The following is a 22,789-nucleotide window of genomic DNA, read 5'->3' on the forward strand; positions in this document are numbered from 1 at the left end:
ATGACGCGCAGCCCGACGAAGCTGCGCCCGTCCACCTCTCATCTGGTGACGCTCGCGGCCGATCTCGCACCCGACCGGGTGGTGTTCGACGGCGCCACCGGACCGGTGACGCTCGCCGCCCTGCGCGCCAAGCTCACCGCCACGGTTCCGATGTTGACCGCGCGGGGGATCGGCGTCGAGGCGGCCGTGAGCGCCACCGTCACCGGACTGCTCCCGCGACAGGGCCTGTCCCCGGCACAGATCGGTTCCGCGACCGCCGAAGCGCTCACGCGCATCACCGACATCGCCGACGAGGTCGCAGGCACCACGGACTGGGGCTCGGTCCCCGGTCGCTTCCGGGCCGCGATGCGCCGCGCCGCGATGCGCGCGAGCACCGGGCGTGTGGCGGTGTCGGATGTACACGGCGCCGCGCTGACCCACGCCGAACTCGACGAACGCTCCGACCGACTGGCCCGCGGGCTGATCCGGGCGGGCGCGGGACCCGAGACGCTGATCGGGGTGGCCCTGCCGCGCGACGTCGAGCTCATCGTCGCGCTGCTCGGCGTCCTGAAATCCGGTGCCGCGTACCTCCCCCTCGACCGCACCCACCCGGTACGCCGCTCGCAGACCATCGTCACCGCGGCCCGACCGTTGATCATCCTCACCGCCGATGACACCGCTCCCGGCTGGCGCGACGAGATCGGCGCACCCACCGCCACGATCGACGAGATCGTCCACCGGGTGGACGCTGCGGCAGGCGACGATTCGTCGCCCGTGCTCCCCGAGCACATCGACAGCCGACAGGCCGCCTACGTCATCTTCACCTCGGGATCGACCGGTGTGCCCAAGGGCGTCGTGATCACCCACGAGCAGATCGTCGCGATGCTCGACGCCCTCGACGAGCTGTACGAGACCTCCGCCGACGACGTCTGGACCATGTTCGCGTCGTACGCCTTCGACGTGTCGGTGGGGGAGATCTGGCCGGCGCTGGCCGCGGGCGGCCGCCTCGTCGTCCTCGACCATCTGACCACCCGCTCACCCGACGACATGGTCGCGGTCCTGACCCACGAGCAGGTCAGCATCCTCAACCTCACCCCGTCGGCGTTCTACCAGCTCGCCGCCGCACTGCGCGGTGGGGGCGACGACGCGGACGCACCGCGACTGTCGCCGTCGGTACGCGAGATCATGTTCGCCGGAGAACGACTGGACTTCGAACAGGTGCGGCGTTGGTATCGCGACCGCATCGCGATCGACGGCCACACGGGGCCCGCGTTGAACAACATGTACGGACCCACCGAGACCACCGTGTACATGACCCGTCGGGCCGCGACACCCGAATTCGCAACGGCAACAACGGTGTCCGACATCGGCAGCCCGTTCCCCGGCACCCGTACGGTGGTGCTCGACGCGCGCCTCGCCCCGGTCGGCGAGGGCGTGCCGGGCGAACTCTATGTCTCCGGCCCGCAGGTCGCCCGCGGCTACCTCGGGCGGGGGGACCTCACCGCGGGCCGGTTCGTCGCCGACCCGTTCGGTCCACCCGGGTCGCGGATGTACCGCACGGGCGATCTCGTGCTCGAGCGCAACGGGTCGCTGGAATTCCTCGGTCGCGGTGACGATCAGGTCAAACTGCGCGGGTTCCGCATCGAACTAGGTGAGATCGAGGCCGCTCTCACCGCCGTCGACGGTGTCGATGCCGCCGCGGCCGCCGTCCGCACCCGCGACGACCAGCCTGAACAACTCGTGGGGTACGTCGTCGCCGACCCCGGGGCGGGTGCTGCGGCCGAACAGGATTCGCGAGACGCCGGGTTGGCCGCAGCCGTACGCACCGCGGTGGCCGCTGCGGTCCCGGAGTACATGGTGCCGTCGGTCGTCATGGTCGTCGATGCCCTCCCGCTGACCGTCAACGGCAAGGTCGACCGCGACGCCCTGCCCACCCCGGCCGCACCCGTCGAGGTCGGGCACACAGAACCGCCGGTGACCGACACCGAACGCGTGATCGCCGACATCGTGGCCGATGTCCTCGGACTCGACCGGATCGGCGTCACCACATCGTTGTTCGATCTCGGGGGTACGTCGCTGGCGGTCGCGCGGGTCGCCGCCCAGGTCGCACGACAGCTCGATGTCGACGTGACCGTCCGCGACGTCTTCGCAGAGCCGACCGTGCGCGGTCTCGCAGGCACGGTGACCGATCGCGGCGCCGCCGACCGGCCCCTGCTGCTACCGGTGGACCGGCACGACACGATCGGACTGTCCGACGCCCAGCGCCGGATCTGGTTCCTGTCCCGTCTCGATCCCGACAGCGCCGCCTACGCGATCCCGCTGGTGCTGCGCTTCTCCGGTGCGCTGCGTCCGTCGGCGCTCGCCGCCGCCGTCGACGACGTGGTCGCCCGCCACGAGTCGTTGCGGACGCGGTTCGTGGCCACCGACGGCGTTCCCGCACAGGTGATCATCCCGGCCGCGGGACACCGCACCGACGCGGTCATCGACCCACCGCGTGATCTCACCGCGGCCGATGCGCAGGCGGTCGAGCACGCGGTCACCGAGATCATCACCGCGCCCTTCGATCTCGAGGCCCACCCACCGGTGCGGGCACGGCTGCTCCGTGTTCGCGCCGAGAACACCCCGGCCGGTTCCCGCGACGCCACGGAGTTCGTGTTCGTCCTCGTCGCGCATCACGTGATCGCCGATGCGGCGTCGCTGGCGCCACTCGCCCGAGACTTGATGGCCGCGTACACCGCCCGGGCCGCGGGCATCGAGCCCGACCTCCCGCCGCTACCGGTGCAGTACGCCGACTACACCGTGTGGCAGCGTGCGGTGCTCGGTGACATCGACGATCCGACGTCGACCGCCGCGCGGCAGTGGCACCACTGGCGTGAGCAGCTCGCCGACCTCCCCGAGGTGATCGACCTCCCCGTCGACCGGCCCCGGCCCGCGGTGGCGTCGGGACGCGGCGCGCAGTACCAGCTCGACCCCGGGCCGGACGTCTTCGACGGCCTGATGGAGCTGGCGCAGGCCCACGGTGCCACCCGGTTCATGGCCGTACACGCGGTGTTCGCGGCGCTTCTCGCCCGATCGGGCACCGCCGACGACATCGCGATCGGTACCGCCGTCGCCGGGCGCGGCGCCGCCGAACTCGACGACCTCATCGGGATGTTCGTCAACACCCTCGTGCTGCGCACCCGCGTCGACCGGGCCGCGGACTTCGCCACCCTGCTCGACGACGTGCGGGCCACCGACGTCGCGGCCCTCACCCACACCGACCTGCCGTTCGAACGGCTCGTGGAGGAACTCTCCCCGGACCGCAGCACCGCGCACTCGCCGCTGTTCCAGGTCGCCCTCAACCTGGTCGACGCCGACCGCTCCGCCTTCGCCCTGCCGGGCGTCGAGGTCCGCGCCGTCGACCCGCCAGTCACCACCACGCAATTCGACCTCTCGCTCACCGTGTCGACGGGTGGGGACACCGACGCGGGCACCCCCGGGATGGTGTTCACCTACGCCGCCGACCTGTTCGACGATGCCACCATCGCCGACCTCGCCGACCGATTCGTCACCCTGGCCGCCGCCGTCGTGGCCGACCCCACGCGAGCGGTGGGCGACATCGACCTCACCGGATCCGACACGGGCGTCTCGCGCTCGCTCGACCCCGGCGGCGACAGCGAGCCACGCACCTTCGCCGACATCCTCGCCCACGCCGTCGCGTCGAATCCCGACGGCGTCGCGGTCGTCGACGCCACGACCCGCTGGACATACCGCGAACTCGCCGAGCGGTCCGATCACGTTGCCGCGCAGCTACATCGTCGCGGTGTACGCCCGGGCGACGTGGTCGCGTGTGCGATACCGCGATCACCCGCCGCGACACTCGCACTGTGGGCAGTCGTCCGTGCCGGCGGCGCGGTGCTGCCGATCGACCGCGACCATCCCGCCGAACGCATCGCTCAGATGCTCGCCGACAGCGACGCACGCATCGGGGTGACGGAGTCCGGTGCCGATGCACTGCCGTCGGACGTCGAGTGGCTCGATCTCGAGCGTCTCGCGCGGTCCGCCCCACGCGGCGCCGGCACGCCGTCGACCGCGCGGATCGACGACACCGCCTACGTCATCTTCACCTCGGGATCGACCGGCCGACCCAAGGGCGTCGCGGTCACCCACCGCGGGCTCGCGAACGTGGTGGCCGAGATGCGCGCTCGGTTCGCGCTCACCCCGAACGCACGGGTCCTCGCGTTCGCCTCGCCGAGCTTCGACGCCTCGATCTTCGAGTCGCTGCTCGCGGTCACCGCCGCCTCTGCCCAGGTGATCGCGCCGACCGACATCGTCGGTGGCGACGAGCTGGCACGGTTCCTCGCGACCGAACGCATCACCCACGCCTTCGTCACACCCGCCGCGCTCGCGACCGTCCCCGCCGACGACCTCGACGCGCTGCAGGTCGTCTGCGTCGCGGGCGACACCTGCCCACCCGAGCTGGTCGAGCGCTGGGCGCGGGGGCGCGCGATGTTCAACCTCTACGGGCCGTCGGAGGCGACGATCTGGTCGACGTCGACCGACGCGCTGCGTCCGTCGCACGACGGCGATCAGCTCGCGGACGCGCTGCGCACCGTCCCCATCGGTGTCCCCGTCGCGGGGGTCCGCGCGCACGTCCTCGACGACCGCCTGCGCCCGGTCCCGCTCGGGGTCACCGGTGAGCTCTACCTGGCGGGCCCCGCGCTGGCCCGCGGCTACCTCGGTCGAGCCGGGCAGACCTCCGAACGTTTCGTCGCCGATCCCTTCGGTCCGCCCGGCGGTCGCCTGTATCGCACCGGCGACCTCGTCCGCCTGCGCCGCGGCGCCCCCGATCTCGACACCGGCGCATCGCAGCACGAACTGGAGTTCCGGGGCCGCAACGATTTCCAGGTGAAGATCCGCGGCTTCCGCATCGAACCCGGCGAGGTCGACACCGTCCTCGGCGCCCACCCCGACGTCGCTTTCGCGACGACACTCGCCCGCACCGATCCGCGATCCGGCCAGACCATGTTGGTGTCGTATGTCCACCCGCGGCCCGGACGCGCGCTCGACACCGCCGACCTCGGTGCCCGTGTCGCGGCTCGGCTGCCGCGTCACCTGGTGCCGACATCGATCATGGTGCTCGAATCGGTACCGCTCACCCCCACCGGCAAACTCGACCGCCGCGCCCTGCCCGACCCGGTACTCGGCGCCGCCGAGGTCGTGGCTCCGGCCACCGACACCGAACGTCTCGTCGCCGAGGTGTACGCCGAGGTCCTCGGTCTCGACGAGGTGTCGGTGACGGCCGACTTCTTCGGTCTCGGTGGGAACTCGCTCGCGGCGACCCGCGTGGTCGCACGGGTCGGGCAGGGGCTGGGCCGCGAACTACGTGTCCGCGACCTGTTCGACGAACCGACCCCGCGCGGATGGTCGAAGGTGATCGATTCCGGTACAGGTGATCCCGCGAGCCCCGTGACGCCCACGGGTGACGCGTCGGTCCTCGCGGCACCCCCGACGCCCCGCACGCGCCCGACCGAGATCCCGCTGTCCTACGCACAGCGCCGCATGTGGTTCATCAACCAGTTCGACCCGACCTCGGCCGCCTACAACATCCCGGTCGTCGTCACCCTGCGCGGACCCCTCGACACCGATGCGCTCCGCGACGCCATCGGCGACGTGATCGATCGGCACGAGGTGCTGCGCACCACCTACCCGACCGGCGGCGACGGTGCCCCGATCCAGTTCATCGACACGCCCGGACACGCTCGGACACTGCTCGACTGGGCGGTGGTGGCCACCGACGGTGAGGCCCGGGCGGTCATCGGCCAGGGGTTCGACGTCGTGACCGATCTCCCGCTGCGGGCGCGGTTGCACAGCACCGACGCCACACACCTGCTGGTGATCGTCGTCCACCACATCGCCGCCGACGGTCAGTCCGCCCCCGTCCTCGCCCACGACATCACCCGGGCCTACACCGCGCGGACGGGTGGCGAGGCGCCGGCCTGGGCGCCACCAGCCGTCCAGTACGCCGATTACGCCCTGTGGCAACGTGATCGGCTGGGTTCGGCCGAGGATCCCGGGTCGCCGATGGCGCAGGACCTCACCTGGTGGCGCTCCACCCTCGCCGGAGTACCCGAGGTCCTCGGGTTGCCGACCGATCGGCCGCGTCCCCCCACGCCCGACGGACGCAGCGGCACCGTCGAGATCACCCTCGACGCCGAGACCACCGCCGCGCTGCGACGACTCGCGACCGACGCCGGGGTCACCACCTTCATGGTGGTGCACGCCGCGCTGGCGGCACTGCTCGCGCGTCTGTCGTCGTCGACCGACATCGCCGTCGCCATCCCGGTGGCCGGCCGCGGACACGCCGAACTCGACCCGCTGGTCGGCATGTTCGTCAACACCCTGGTGCTGCGGACCGAGATCGACACGGCCGCCGCCGTCACCGACCTGCTCGCCGACGTACGCCGGGTCGACCTCGACGCGTTCGCCCACGCCGAGGTGCCCTTCGAACGCGTCGTCGACGCCGTCGATCCCGTGCGATCGGAATCCTTCGAACCGCTGGCCTCGGTGATGCTCGTCCACGACACCGACCGCCCGGTGTCGGCGGACCTCGGCGACGTCGTGATGGCACTTCAACGGGTCGGCGACGACGTCGCGAAGTTCGACCTGACGGTCGGTGTGACCGACAACGCCGCCGAGCTGTCGGGCGTGTTCATCTATGCCGCAGCCCTGTTCGACCACGACACCGTCGTCCGGTTCGCCGACGGCTTCCGTCGAATGCTGACCGCGTTCGCCGGCCACCCCGCGACCCCGGTGGGCGACATCGCCATCCTCGATGACGCCGAGATCGCCGCGCAGGTGGCGGCGTCGAACGGCCCGGCGGTGACGCTGCCCGCAGCCACCCTCGTCGAGGAGGGCCGCCGCCACGGCGACGACCACCCCGACGCGATCGCGCTGGTGACCACCGACGGTTCCGGACGCACGCTGACCCACGGCGAGTTCTGGGCGCGGGTGTCGGTGCTGGCCCGGGATCTCATCGACGCCGGTGTCGGACCCGACGACGCCGTCGCGCTGTGTCTTCCGCGCTCGGTGGAACTCGTCGTCGCCGTCCACGCCGTGCTCGCCGCCGGCGGGCAGTACGTGCCGCTCGACCCCGCCACCCCCGCCGAGCGTGCCCAGTACATGGTCGACACGTCCGGGGCGGTGGTCGTCCTCATCGGCCGCGATCGTCGCCCCGACTGGATGTCGCACGCCGGTGACCGTCTCTCGGTCGTCACGGTCGACACAACCATCGACGTCGCCACCCGCGGGGGAGATCGCGCCGCGCCGATCACCGACGCCGATCGACGCGGGCCGTTGCGGCCCGACCACGCGGCGTACACCTTGTTCACCTCCGGCTCGACCGGCCGTCCCAAGGGCGTCACGGTGACACACCGGGCCGTCCTCAACCGGCTGCGATGGGGACTCGACACCTTCCCGCTCGACACCGACGACGCCGTCCTGCTCAAGACGCCGTACACCTTCGACGTCTCCGTGCCGGAACTGTTCGCGCCGTTGATGTCCGGGGCCCGCATGGTGATCGCCGTCGACGGCGGGCACACCGATCCCGAGCACCTCGCCGAGGTGGTCGAGACCCACGCCGTGACCTCCGTGCACTTCGTGCCGTCGATGTTGTCGGTGTTCCTCGATGTCGTCGACGCGGCGACCCTCACGCGGTTGACGTCCCTGCGGTACCTGTTCTGTTCGGGTGAGGCACTGTCGCCGGGGCTCGCGCGTACGGCCCGCGCCGCGCTGCCACACGCCGCCCTCCATGATCTGTTCGGTCCCACCGAGGCTGCGGTCGAGGTCGCCCACCACCGGCTCGACATCGTCGGCGAGGTGGTGCCGATCGGTCGGCCGGTGTGGAACACACGCACGGTGGTCCTCGACACGCGCCTGCAGGTGGTCGGTCCGGGTGTCACCGGGGAGCTCTACCTCGGCGGTCCCCAACTCGCGCGCGGGTACGCCGCCCGAGCCGATCTGACCGCGGAACGGTTCATCGCCGACCCCACCGGCGGCGGCGAACGGCTCTACCGGACCGGTGATCTCGTCCGCCGCAACCGCGCCGGTGAACTCGAATACCTGGGACGCAGCGACTTCCAGGTCAAGCTGCGGGGGCAGCGCATCGAACTCGGCGAGATCGAGGCCGTGTTGACCGGTGCGCCGGGCGTCGTGCACGCCGCCGCGTCGGTCGTGACCGCCCCCGGTGGGGCGCAGCATCTCGTCGCCCATCTCGCCGGCCGCGACGCCGAGACGATGGTCGCCGCGGCGCGGGCGGCGGCGGAGACCTCGCTCGCCGAGTACATGCGGCCCGGCATCTGGATCACCCTCGACGACATCCCGCGCAACGCCGCGGGAAAGCTCGACCGTCGCGCCCTTCCCGCCCCCGACTTCGGTGGGGCCGGTGCCGACCACGTCGCACCCGCGACCGATGACGAACGCGCCATGGCCGACATCGTCGCCACGGTGCTCGGCGTCGGCGGTGTCTCGGTCACCGACTCGTTCTTCGCCCTCGGCGGCGATTCGATCCTGTCCATCCGACTGACGTCACTGCTCCGTGGCGCCGGTTACGCGATCAGCCCGCGCGACATCTTCACCCATCGCACCGTCCGCGCTCTGGCGCACGCCGCGGTCCGCGACGTCGTCGACACTCTCATCGAATACCCCGGCGGCGCAGTCGGACCGGTCGCGTTGACGCCGGGGATCGGGTGGATGCTCGACCTCGTCGACGACCCCGCGCAGTTCGCCGACTTCTCCCAGTCCGCGGTGCTGGTGCTGCCGCCCGACGCCGAGGTCGCCGACCTGCGCGCGGTGCTCGGCGCCGTCGCGATCGCCCACCCGATGCTCACCGCGTCGGTCACCGTCGACGACGGGGTGCCGACGATGATCGCCGGGGCCGGACACATCGACGACATCCACGTCGAGATCGTCGACCTCGGCGGACTCACCGACACGGCGATCCGCGAGGCGCACCGCCGTGCCTGCGCCGGGCTCGACCCGTCCACCGGGCGTCTCGTCGCGGCGGTGGGCGTCCGGGACGCCACCGGGTCCGGTCGTCTCGTCGTCGTCGTCCACCACATCGGCGTCGACGCCGTGTCGTGGCCGACCATCGTCGCCGGGATCGGCGCGGCGTGGTGGCATCTGCGCGCCGACCGGCCACCGATCGTGTCCGCCACCGGCACCTCGTTCCGCCGGTGGGCCGGGGTGCTCGCAAACCTGGCCGAGCGTGAATCGGAACTGGCGCTGTGGGATCGGCACCTCCCCGCGCACGGATCGCCGTCGTCGATCACGGTCGATCGGGGCCGTGACCGCCTCGCGACGGTCGAGACCATCGGCGTCACCGTGCCCGCCGCGATCGCCGACCCGATCCTCACCACGGTCCCCGAGGCCCTGCGCGCCCGCGTCGACACCACCCTCGTCGCCGCCCTCATGCAGGCGCTCGCCGATGTGCTCTCGCCCGGCACCCCGTCGTCGTCCGCCACCGCAGATGCAGGCGTGTCGGTGCTCATCGAGAACCATGGCCGCGAGGAACATCTCGCGCCCGGCGCGGACCTGTCGGAGACCGTCGGGTGGTTCACCAGTTTCGTCCCGCTGACACTGCCGGTGTCACCCATCGACCCCGACACCGAGCAGGCCGACGCGTCGGTGGTGGCGACGGTGAAGGCGGTGAAGGACGCCGTCGCGCGGATGCCCGACGGAGGCATCGCCTTCGGTCCACTGCGCTACCTGCACCCCGACTCGCCGCTGCGCGACCGCCCCCTGCCGTCGGTGACCGTCAACTACCTGGGCGCACAGTCCTCCCCGGCGGGGGACGCCGCGGGCGTCGACGCGCCCTTCGCGCCGGTCGCCGGCGCACCGACCCTGCCGCCGTCGGTGCGCGGCGACATGTCGGCACTCGCGGCCCTCACCGTCACCATCGGTGCGGTCAGCCCGAACGGCGAGAAGTCGGCGGGTGGCGGGCGAGAACTGCGGGCCGAGTTCGCGTTCGCGCCGGGTGCGATCGACCGCTCGCGTGTCGACGCGATCGCCGACCGATGGGCCGTCCACCTCGAGACGGTCGTCGATCGCGTCGGGGAGGGCCCGGTCGGACCCAGCGAGACCGACCTCGAATCCACGGGACTCACCCAGTCCGAGATCGACACCCTGCTCACCGCACATCCCGGCGCCGATCTGTGGCCACTCACCCCGTTGCAGCAGGGCCTGTACTTCGAATCCGAGTTCGCCGGTGGCGCGGATGTCTACATCACACAGTCGACGATCACGGTCACCGACGCCTTCGACGTCGACACCGCCCGCCACGCCGCGCACACGCTCGTCGCCCGGCATCGCGTGCTGCGAACGGCATTCGTGCGCAGCGCCTCCGGCCGGCCGGTCGCCGTCGTCGCGTCCGCCGACACATCCGGCTGGCGAGCGGTGGATCTGGGAACCTCCACGCCCGACGACGCGACCCGGCGTCTCGAGCAGATCGCCCACGACGAGCGTGCAGCCGGTTTCGATCTCGCCGTCGGGGGGCTCATCCGGTTCGTCCACGTCCGACATCTCGACGCCGACGCGCAGCCCGTCGTGTCGGTCGTCGTCACCGCCCACCACCTCGTCATCGACGGCTGGTCGGCGCCGATCCTGCTGGGCGAGTTGCTCTCCCCGCTGCTCGGCGGCGCCCACATCCCATGCGACACCGACACCGTCGAACCGGTCCGGCCCGACTTCGGTGACCACCTCGACTGGCTCGCGACCCGCGATCGCACCGCCGCGCTCGATGTCTGGCGCGACGCCCTCGCCGGGGTCGACGGTCCGACCCTGGTGGCACCGGGTCACACGCCGAGCGCCGACGCCCCGCCGCGGGATCTGCGCGTGCGTCTCGACGGCGAATGGACGTCGTCGTTGACCGGTCGGGTCCGCGATCTCGACGCCACCATGGCGACGGTGCTGCAGGCCGCCTGGTCGATCCTGCTGAGCCGCATCACCGGACGGACGTCGGTGGTGTTCGGTGAGACGGTGTCGGGTCGACCGCCCGACGAGCCCGGGGTCTCCCGGATGATCGGGCTGTTCATCAACACCCTTCCCGTCGTCGCGCGCGTCGATCCCGGCGCCTCGCTCGCCGAACTCGTCGAATCGCTGCACCGATCGAAGGCGGCGGTCCTCGACCACCAGTACGTCGGTCTCAGCGACATCGCTGACGCGATCGGGCAACCGGTCCTCTTCGACACCCTGACGGTCTACGAGTCGTACCCGATCGACGCGGCGGTCGCCGCGGCGGCAGACGGGGGAGCGGCAGACGGGGGAGCGGGCCCGGTACGGGCCGTGTCGTCCACCGACGCAACGCACTACCCGCTGAACCTCGTCGCCGCCCCCGATGAGGCCGACGGCCTCGCCCTGACACTGAAATACCTGCCGTCGGCGTTCGACGAGGACATGGTGGCGGTGTTCGGCGACGCCATGGTGACTCTGCTGACCGCCATCGCGCGCGACCCGCACACCCGCCTCGGGGACCTCGACCCGCGGTCGCAGAAGCTGGCCGACCGGATGCGCGGATGGTCGACCGGCGCCCCGTTGTCGGCGGGAAGCGATGCCTCCGCCTCGCTCGGAGATCTCGTCGCGGCGCAGGTGGCGCGCACCCCGGACGCCGTCGCGCTGCGTGTCCAGGGCACGGCGGTCACCTACGGCGAGTTCGGTGCGCAGGTCGATCGCGTCGCCGCCGACCTCATCGACCGCGGAGTCGGACCCGATGTGGCGGTCGCCGTGGCCATCGACCGGTCGACCGAACTGCTCGTCGCGATCCATGCGATCGTCGCGGCGGGCGGGCAGTACGTCCCCCTCGATCCCGACGCCCCCGCCGACCGCATCGCCCACATGCTCACCACCGCCGGAGCGCAGATCGTGCTCGTGGCGCCCGGGGGCCCGCCGACCGGTCTCGCAGGCCGCGAGCTCGTCGAGATCGACTGCGCCACAGCACCGAGGCCGAGCCCGGCGGTGACCGCGGCCGTGACCGAGCACCGTCGCGGCCTCCGCCCCGGCCACGCCGCCTACACGCTGTACACCTCGGGATCGACAGGCCGCCCCAAGGGCGTGACCGTCTCCCACGCCGCCATCGTCAACCGGCTGCTGTGGATGCAGGAACAGTTCGCCCTCACCGACGCCGACGTCGCCGTGCAGAAGACCCCGGTCACCTTCGACGTGTCGGTGTGGGAACTGTTCTGGCCGTTGATGACCGGCGCCACGCTTGTCGTGGTCGCTCCCGACGGCCACCGTGACCCACGACATCTCGCCGACCTGATGGTCGCCGAGCGGATCACCGTGGCGCACTTCGTGCCGTCCATGCTGTCGGTGTTCGTCGATCAGCTCGACACCACCGACGGCAGGGTGCTCGCCGGTCTGCGTGCGGTGTTCACCTCCGGTGAGGCGCTGCCGCCGGCCGTGGCCGCGTCGGCGCTCGCGGCGCTGCCGAACGCGCGTCTGCACAACCTCTACGGTCCGACCGAGGCCGCGGTCGACGTCACCTGGCACGAGGTGCACCGCGGCGACGCCAGCGTGCCCATCGGCCGGCCGATCGCAGGCACCGTCACCCGGATCCTCGACGACCGACTACGACCCGTGGCCCCCGGGGTGATCGGCGAACTACATCTCGGCGGTGTGCAACTCGCCCGCGGATACGCCGACCGCCCGGATCTGACCGCAGAACGGTTCGTCGCCGACCCCTACGGTCCTCCCGGGTCGCGGCTCTACCGCACCGGAGATCTCGCGCGCTGGACCGCGCACGGCGACATCGACTACCTCGGACGCGCCGACACCCAGATCAAACTGCGGGGCCAGCGGATCGAACTCGGTGAGATCGAAGCCGTTCTCGCCGATGCGCCCGGTGTCGTGACCGCCGCGGTCACCGTGGCCACCGGCCCCGACGGCGGCGACCACCTCGTGGCCCATCTCGCCGGTCCGGTCGACCTCGACACGGTCACCACGTTCGTCGCCCGGGCGCTCCCGGAGTTCATGCGGCCCAGCCTGTTCACCCACTCCGAGACCCTGCCGACCACCCCGTCGGGCAAGATCGACCGCCGCGCACTGCCCGCGCCGGTCTTCCCGGGCGCCGATCACGAGATCGTCGCGCCCGCCGATGATCTCGAGGTGACGGTGGCCGAGGTGTTCGCCGACGTCCTCGGCGTCGACGCGGTGTCGGTCACCGACAGCTTCTTCGACATCGGCGGGAACTCTCTGTCGGCGACACGCGTGTCGGCACGGGTGTCCGACGCCGTCGCCACACGGATCGGGGTCCGGGACGTGTTCTCCGCGAACACCGTCCGGGCACTGGCGGCGCTCGTCCGGGAGAGGTCGGAGGGCGCCGTCCCGCAGAACGTCGAACCCCTCGTCCCGCAGGCGCGACCGGACCGCATCCCGCTGTCGCCCCCACAGCAGCGGATGTGGTTCATCAACCGGTTCGACCCGACCTCACCCGCCTACAACATCGCCTTCGCGCTACGGCTGCGTGGTGCCCTCGACACCGACGCCCTGCGTTCCGCGGTACGCGACGTCATCGGGCGCCACGAGACCCTGCGCACCACCTTCGCCCAGGACGTCGACGGCACCGTCCACCAGGTGATCGGCGACCCCGCATCGATCGACGACGCCCGCTGGTGGTGCGCCACCGACGCCGCCGCCCTGCCCTCGCGCCCCTTCGATCTCGCCTCCGAACTGCCCATCCGCGTGGGGCTCGTCCCGGCGGACCCGGCGAGCAACATGACCGACGGCGCCGACGCACGCGACGAGAACCTGCTGTACGTGGTGATCCACCACATCGCCTCCGACGGTGAGTCCATCGGACCGCTCGTCGCCGACCTCGTCGCCGCCTACGCGGCGCGCGTGGCCGGTGTGGCGCCGGCGTGGGAACCGCCGGCCGTGCAGTACGCCGACGTGACCCTCTGGCAGCAGCGCGTTCTCGGCGCGGTCGACGACCCGACCTCGCCGCTGGGCACCCAGGTGCATCACTGGACGTCACGACTCGCCGGACTACCCGACGTCATCGATCTACCGACCGACTCCCCGCGCCCGCCGGTGGCGTCGATGCGGGGCGCCGCGGTCGACATCGTCCTCGGGGCCGAGATCCTCACCGAACTCGAGGCGCTCGCCACGCGGCACCGCGTCACGCTGTTCATGGTGCTGCACGCCGCCCTGGCGGTGGTCCTCGCGCGGTCGTCGGCGAGCACCGACATCGCCGTCGGGACACCGGTCGCCGGTCGTGGCCGGGCCGAACTCGATCCGCTCGTCGGGATGTTCGTCAACACCCTGGTGCTGCGGACCGAGGTCGATCCCGCGACCCCGTTCGCCGGTCTCCTCGACACCGTCCGCGACATCGACCTCGACGCGTTCGCCCACGCCGACGTCCCCTTCGAACACCTGGTGGACGTCCTCGCGCCCACCCGGTCGGAGGCCTTCGCACCGCTCACCCAGGTGTTGCTCACCCTCGAGCAGCCGGCGCCCGCTGCCATCGACCTCACTGCCATCGACGTCACCGCCGTCGACGCCGCGGGCATCGAGATCACGCCCGTCGACCCCGGCGATCCACCCGCGCGCTACGACCTCACCGTCGGTTTCACCGCGACCCGCGACGACCACGGCGCCCTGGTGTCGTTGAGCGGGAGGATCATCTACGCGACCGACCTGTTCACCGCCGACACCGCCGCGCGTCTCGCCGACCGACTCCGGGCGGTCCTCGTCGCCGGCGTCGCGGCGCCGCAGACGCCGATCGGCGACATCGACATCGTCGACGCCGCCGAGACCCACCAGATCGCGGCGTTCTCCGACGGAGGGCCCGCGCCCCGGATCGATCCCGACGCCACCGATCTCGCGGCGGCGGTGGCCCGGCAGGTCGCGGCGACGCCGTCGGCCACCGCGATCGTCGACGGTGACCGCGAGATCTCCTACGCCGAATTCGCCACCCGCACCCACTCTCTCGCACGCTCGCTCATCGCGCGGGGGATCGGTGCCGACGACGCCGTCGCGATCTGTCTCCCGCGGTCGGCGGAGCTGCTCGTCGCCGTCCACGCAGTCGTCGCCGCGGGCGCACACTACGTCCCCGTCGATCCCGACGCCCCCGCGGGCCGCACGGCGTCGATGCTCGCCACCGCCCGCGTCGCGCACGTCCTCGTCGCCCCCGGGCCGACGCCCGCGGCCCTCGCCGATCATCCCGTCGAGCGTCTCGTGGTCGATTGTTCCGAACCGCTCGATCCCGACACCCACCCCGTCCGCGACCCCGACACCCACCCCGTCCGCGACCCCGGTCGACGCGCACCCCTCCACCCCGACGCCGCCGCCTACGCCCTGTTCACGTCGGGATCGACCGGAGAGCCGAAGGGGGTCACCGTCTCCCACCGTGCGATCGTGACGCGGTTGGCGTGGATGCAGGACCGGTTCGCCCTCACCGCCGACGACACCGTCATCCAGAAGACGCCCGCCACCTTCGACGTGTCGGTGTGGGAACTGTTCTGGCCGTTGATGACCGGCGCGCGGTTGGTTCTCGCCGAGCCGGGTCGGCACGGAGATCCCGTTCATCTGTGCGCGCTCGCCGAGCGGTGGTCGGTCAGCGTCGTCCACTTCGTGCCGTCGATGCTCTCGGCGTTCCTCGACGTCCTGGTCGCCTCCGGCACCGCAGCGCCGGCGAGCCTGCGTCTGGTGGTCACCTCCGGTGAGGCGCTCACGGCGTCCACCGCGAGGGCGGCGCTCGCCGCCCTGCCCGCGACCCTGCACAACCTGTACGGGCCCACCGAGGCCGCCGTCGACGTCACCCACCACCCGGTGTCGGGCCGCGAGGCCGTCGTGCCGATCGGTGCCCCGGTGCCCGGCACCACGACGACGGTCCTCGACGACCGTCTGCGCGTGGTGCCCGTCGGTGTCGCCGGCGAGTTGTACCTCGGTGGTGTGCAGCTCGCCCGTGGCTACGCGTCGCGGCCCGACCTCACCGCCGATCGTTTCGTCGCCGATCCGACCGGGACCGGCGGCCGGCTCTACCGCACCGGCGATCGCGTGCGCTGGAATCGCTCCGGTGAGCTGGAATACCTGGGCCGCAGCGATTTCCAGGTGAAGCTGCGCGGCCAACGTATCGAGCCGGGGGAGATCGAGGCGGTGCTCGCCGCCGTGCCCGGTGTCCGCGGCGCGGTGGTGTCGGTGGTCACCGACGCCACCGGCGACGATCATCTCGTCGCCCATGTAGCAGGCGCGTTCGACTCCCCGGTGCCGACCCCGGTGGTCGACGCGGTGCAGGCGCTGCCCGCGCACATGCGGCCGACGCGGTGGGTCGTCCTCGACACCCTGCCGCTGACGTCGAGCGGCAAGGTCGACCGGCGGGCACTGCCTGCGCCGGACCTGGCCTCCGACGCGAACGCGTACACACCGCCGGCCGACGTGACCGAGGAGATCATCGCGGCGGTCGTGGCCACCGTGCTGGGCCTCGAGGCGGTCTCGGTGACCGAGGACTTCTTCGACCTCGGAGGCACCTCGCTGTCGGCGACACGGGTCGCCGCCCGCACGGCCGACGCACTCGATGTCGACCTCGGCGTCCGCGACGTCTTCGAGGCCCCGTCGGTGCGGGCGCTGGCGCGGCGCGTCGCCGACTCGTCCCGTCCTGCCGATCGGTCTGCGTCGCCGCTGCGACCGATGCCCCGGCCGGACCGGATCCCGCTCTCGGCGGCCCAGCAGCGGATGTGGTTCATCAACTCCTGGGACCCGGCGGAGCCGACGTACACGATCCCGCTGGCCCTGCGGCTGCGCGGCGACGTCGACATCGACGCCCTCCGTGTGGCGTTCACCGATCTGGTGACCCGCCACGAGGTGCTGCGCACCGTCTACCCGCTCGGCGCCGACGGGGTCGTGCACCAGCAGATCCTCGCCCCCGACCCGGTCGTCGACGGGCCGCGCGCCCTCGACGTGGCGGTCGTCGACTCGCCCGACGAGGCGATGGCCATCGTGCGCCGCGGATTCGACCTCACCGCCGACCTGCCGCTGCGTGCACGCATCTCCGGGACGAGGGAGCAGTTCGCCGGGGACGAGACACTGCTGGTGATCGCGCTGCACCACATCGCCGCCGACGGTGAGTCGATGCCCGTGGTGGCCCGCGACCTGTTGACCGCCTACGCCGCCCGCCGTGCGGGGATGGCCCCCGACTGGCCGCCGCTGGCTGTGCAGTACGCCGACCTCACCCTGTGGCAGCACGACCGGGACATGCGCGAACTCGACCACGTCGACGGGGCGGGCGACGGCGCACGCCTCGACCACTGGGCGCAGGTACTGGCCGGTGTGCCCGCCGTCATCGACCTCCCCACCGACCGACCACGGCCCGCGGTGGCCTCCACCGATGGCGCGACCGTCGCCTTCGACATCCCGGCCGACATCGCCGACGCCGCAGCACGACTCGCACGTGAGCACGGGGCGACGGTGTTCATGCTGCTCCACGCGACGCTCGCCGCGGTGCTGGCGCGACTGGCCGCCACCGACGACGTCGTGATCGGCACCCCGGTGGCCGGGCGGGGACGCGCCGAGCTCGACGACCTCATCGGGATGTTCGTCACCACCGTCGTGCTGCGCACCCCGGTCGACCCGACAGCGTCGTTCACCGAACTCCTTACGCGGGTGCGCCGCGTCGACCTCGACGCCCTCGCGCACGCCGACACCGATTTCGACGAGCTCGTCGACCGGCTCGACGTGGTGCGCTCCGAGGCCTTCGCGCCTCTCGTGCAGATCCTGTTCACCGTCGGAGACGGCGCCGCGCGGGGCGACACCGACGCGCTCGACCTCGGCGACGGGTTCGTGGTGGAACCCGTCGACCTGGAGTTCACCACGGCCAAGGTCGATCTCACCATCGGCGTGCAGGCGCCGGTCGCCGGACCCGACGGTGCGCGCCCGTGGCGGGGGACCATCACCTACGCCACCGCCTTGTTCGACCAGAACACGGTGCATGCCCTCGCCGACCGGTGGATGCGGGTGCTCGAGGCGGTGCTCGCCTCGCCCGACATCGAGATCGGCGGCATCGACATCCTCACTGAGCGCGAACATCTCGCGGTGGACACGCTCGACCCGGTGCCTGCGCCCATGCTGTTGCCCGACATCCTCGCCCGGGCCGCCGCCCGGAACCCGGACGCGATCGCCGTCGTCGACGACCGGATGTCGCTGACCTACGCCGACCTCGACCGTCTGAGTTCGGCGGTGGCCCGCGACCTCATCGCCGCCGGCGTCGGCCCCGACGACGTCGTCGTCAGCGCCATCCGCCGATCGGCCCCGGTGCAGATCGCGCTGTGGGCGATCGCGAAAGCCGGCGCGGTGTACTGCCCCATCGATCCCCGGTACCCCGCCGACCGCATCCGACAGGTCGTCGCCGACAGCTCCGCGAGCATCGGTTTCATCGGCGTCGACGTCGCGGCGGGGGCAGCATCCATGCCCGCGGGTCCGCGCTGGATCACCCTCGACGACACGATGATCGACACGATGATCGACGCGCTCACCGAACGGATCGACGCGGGCCGGGTCTCGGGCGCACCTGTCGCCGACACCGAGCGGACCGCGCCACTGCGACCCGACAACGGCGCCTACATGATCTTCACGTCCGGATCCACCGGTGTCCCCAAGGGTGTGCTGGTCACCCACACCGGACTCGCGGGTGTCGCCCAGACCCTGCGCGACCACCACCGCTCGGAACCGTCGTCGCGATGGCTGGGCATCAGTTCCCCGGCATTCGACGCCGCGATGCTCGAGGTGCTCGGCACCTACATCGCCGGCGCGACCATGGTGGTGACCCCGCCCGACATCGTCGGCGGCGAGGAACTCGCCGAGTGGATCACCGCGCACGGCGCGACGCACGCGTTCCTCGTCCCGTCGGTCGCCGCGTCGCTCCCGGACCCCGCGCGGGTGTCGTTGACCCACCTGCTCGCCGGCGGCGAGGCGGTGACCGACGCCGAGATGGCCCGCTGGGCCGGCACACGGGAGTTCTTCGACGCCTACGGCCCGACCGAGGCGACGATCATCTGTGTCACCTCGGCGCCCCTGACGCCGGGATCGCCGGTGCCGCTGGGTCTCCCGATGCCCGGCACACATGCGGTCGTGCTCGACGACCGCCTACGACCCGTCCCGACCGGAGTCCTCGGCGAGCTGTACCTGATGGGACCGTCGTTGGCGCGGGGCTACCACCGTCGCCCGGGTCTGTCGGCGCAACGGTTCGTCGCCGCGCCGTTCGGGACACCGGGCAGTCGGATGTATCGCACCGGGGACCTGGTGCGCCGCAGCACGACCGGCGAGCTGACCTACGCCGGTCGATCGGATTTCCAGGTGAAACTGCGGGGTCAGCGGATCGAACTCGGCGAGATCGAATCGGTCCTGCTGACGCACCCGCAGGTCCGTCGTGCCGTCGTCGTCGGCACCACCGACGGTGTCGGTATCTCGACTGGGAGCGGCCCGATCACGGCACTCGCGGGCTACGTCGACCACGACGGCCCGGCACCCGATGTCGACGACCTGCGCGCACATCTCGTCCGGTCGCTGCCCGCGCACATGGTGCCGAGCACGATCACCGTTCTCGACGCGATGCCCTTGACGCCGGTGGGCAAGATCGATCGGACCGCGCTGCCCGCCCCTGACCCCCGCAGCACCGGCGACGACGTCATCGAATCGCCCCGCGGCGACGACGAGATCGCCGTCCGCGGCATCGTGGCCGAGGTCCTCGGTGTGGAACCCGACGCCGTGGGCGTGACCGCCGACTTCTTCGCCCTCGGCGGCAACTCGTTGTCGGCCACACGGGTCACCGCACGCGTCGCGGACGCACTGGGTGTTCCCGTCGGTGTCCGCGATCTGTTCGAGGCGCCGACGGTGCGCGGACTCGTCGCGCGGCTGCGCGCATCGGCGGGGGACCCCGGGGCGAGCCCGAACACCCCACTGCTGCAGCCCATGCCGCGCCCCGCACACATCCCGCTGTCGATCGCCCAGCAGCGGATCTGGTTCCTCAACCGGTTCGAACCGACGTCGAACGCCTACAACATCCCGGTGCTCGCCCACCTCCACGGCCCGCTCGACACCGACGCACTGCGACAGGCGCTGCTCGATGTCCTCGACCGCCACGAGGTCCTGCGCACCACCTACCCGGAGACCCGCGGCCGTGCCGGTCAGCTCGTCCACGAGCTCGACACCGCCGCGACCATGCTCGACTGGGTTGAGACCGGTGCGGCCGACGAGATGCAGGGCTTCCTCGAGGCCGGTTTCGACGTCACCACCGACCTGCCGGTCCGGGCGCGGCTCGTGGCCCGCACGAGCGACCATCACCTGTTGGCGCTGTCGCTGCACCACATCGCCGTCGACGGTGAATCGCTGGCACCCCTGGTCGCCGATCTCGCCGCCGCCTACGCCGCGCGGGCGGCCGGACATCGCCCCGACATGCCGCCGTTGTCGGTGCAGTTCGCCGACGTCGCCCTCTGGCAGCAGTCGGTGCTCGGTGCCGCCGACGACCCGACGTCGCCTCTGGGGCAGCAGGTCGGATACTGGCTCGACCATCTCGCCGACCTCCCCGACGTGCTCACCCTGCCCACGGATCGGCCACGACCGACGGTCGCATCGCACGTCGGCGGTCGCATCACGTTCTCGATCCCCGCCGACACCGCCGATGCCGTCCGGGCCTGGGCCCGCAGTCGGGGTGCCACCGACTTCATGGCCGTGCACGCCGCGCTCGCGACGCTCCTCGCGCGGATGTCGGCGACCGACGACATCGTCGTCTCCACCCCGGTCGCCGGGCGCGGCCACGCCGCCCTCGACCCCATGGTCGGGATGTTCGTCAACACCCTGGTGCTGCGCAACCGGGTTCGCGGCGACACCACACTCGGCGCGGTCCTCGACGACATCCGCGCGACCGATCTCGATGCCTTCGCGCGCTCGGACGTCTCGTTCGAGTACCTCGTCGAGCGCCTCGCCCCCACCCGCTCGGAGGCGTTCGCCCCCCTGAGTCAGGTGATGCTCTCGGTCGGGGCGTCGGATCAGCCGTCGAGGGGTATCGAGGCCGGAGGTCTGCGTATCGACCTCGCCGACCCCGGAACACCGCCCGCCCGCCTCGATCTCGCGGTCAGCGTCGGCACCGCCCCGGCCGGCTCGGACTGGCAGGGCGAGATCGTCTACGCCGCCGACCTGTTCGATTCGACGACCGTGCAGGTCCTCGCCGGCCGGCTCGTGCGGATCCTCGACGCCGCCGGTCGTAGCGACACCGTGGTCGGCGACATCGACCTGCTCACCGACGCCGAACGCCTCGCCGTCGCACGGCACAGCGCGGGTCCCGATGTGGTGTTCGCGCCCGAGACCCTGGCCGAGGTCGTGTCGCGCCAGATCGCCGCGACACCGGATGCGACCGCCCTCATCCCCGACATCGAATCCCCTGCGGATGTCGGGGACTCCGTCGCGACACTGGACTACGCGACCTTCGGCGGCCACGTGTACCGATTGGCCCGCCGCCTCATCGCCGCCGGGGTCGCACCCGAGACGGCCGTGGGCATCCGGATGGACCGTTCCGTCGCCATGGTCGTCGCGGTCCACGCGGTGATCGCGTCCGGCGGGCAGTACGTGCCGATCGATCCCGACACCCCTGCCGACCGTGTCGCGTACATGATCGACACCGCCGCAGTACGTCTCGTCCTCACCGACACACCCCAGGCGTCGATCGCCGACGTGTCGACCATGGTGGTCGACCTCGACGACACCGTCGATCACCCCGACGCCCCGCAGGACGGACCGGTCACCGACGCCGAGCGTGTCTGCGCCCTACGCCCCGATCACGCGGCCTACACGCTGTTCACCTCGGGATCGACCGGGCGCCCCAAGGGCGTCACGGTGTCGCACCGGGCCGTGCTCAACCGTCTCCGGTGGGGACTCGCGACCTTCCCGCTCGACGCCGACGACACCGTGATCCTGAAGACCCCCACCACCTTCGACGTCTCGGTGCCGGAGCTGTTCGCGCCGTTGATGGCCGGTGCGCGTCTGCTGGTCACCCGTCCCGGCGGTCACACCGACCCCGATCACCTCGCCGACGTCCTCGCCCGCCATCGGGTGTCGTCGGTGCACTTCGTGCCCTCGATGCTCTCGGTGTTCCTCGACGTCGTCGACGCCGACCGGCTCACCCACCTGACCGCGTTGCGCTTCGTGTTCGCCTCGGGTGAGGCGCTGTCGCCGGGGGTGGCCGCTCTCGTGCGCGACCGTCTTCCGTGGGCGGGCCTGCACGACCTGTTCGGTCCCACCGAGGCGGCCGTCGAGGTCGCCCACCAGGCCATCGACACCGTCGGGGCGGTCGTCCCCATCGGCCGACCCATCGCCAACACCGTCACCCGGGTGCTCGACGACCGACTGCGTCCGCTGCCGGTCGGCGTCCCCGGCGAGCTCTACCTCGGAGGTGTGCAGGTGGCCCGCGGGTACGCCGCGCGCCCCGACCTCACCTCCGAACGGTTCGTACCCGACCCGCAGGGGCCGCCCGGCACCCGCCTCTACCGCACCGGCGACCTCGTCCGGTGGCGACCCGACGGGGCGTTGGAGTACCTCGGGCGCACCGATTTCCAGGTGAAGCTACGCGGACAGCGCATCGAACTCGGCGAGATCGAGGCGGTCATGACCTCGGTGCCCGGGGTGGTCCACGCCGCCGCATCGGTCGTCACCGGTGACACCCCCGGATCGGCAGCCATGACGGGGGATAACGCGACGCAGCATCTGGTGGCCCACGTCGCGGGCACTCCCGGGACACCGGCCGACCTCGACGCCGTCCGCGCGGCCGTCGAATCGGCCCTCCCGGAATACA

1 protein-coding gene (cut by a window edge) is annotated in these 22,789 nt (G+C 71.9%); it reads left to right on the plus strand.

The annotated features are described in order from the left end of the window. A protein-coding gene (locus ACLBW1_RS13805; protein WP_447812404.1) for a non-ribosomal peptide synthase/polyketide synthase crosses the window boundary here: on the plus strand, positions 1–22,789 show its 5' portion. It continues 17,204 nt past the right edge of the window; only the first 22,789 of its 39,993 coding nucleotides appear in the window; the start codon lies at positions 1–3; its stop codon lies beyond the right edge, outside the window.

The organism is Williamsia sp. M5A3_1d (genome assembly GCF_053345315.1).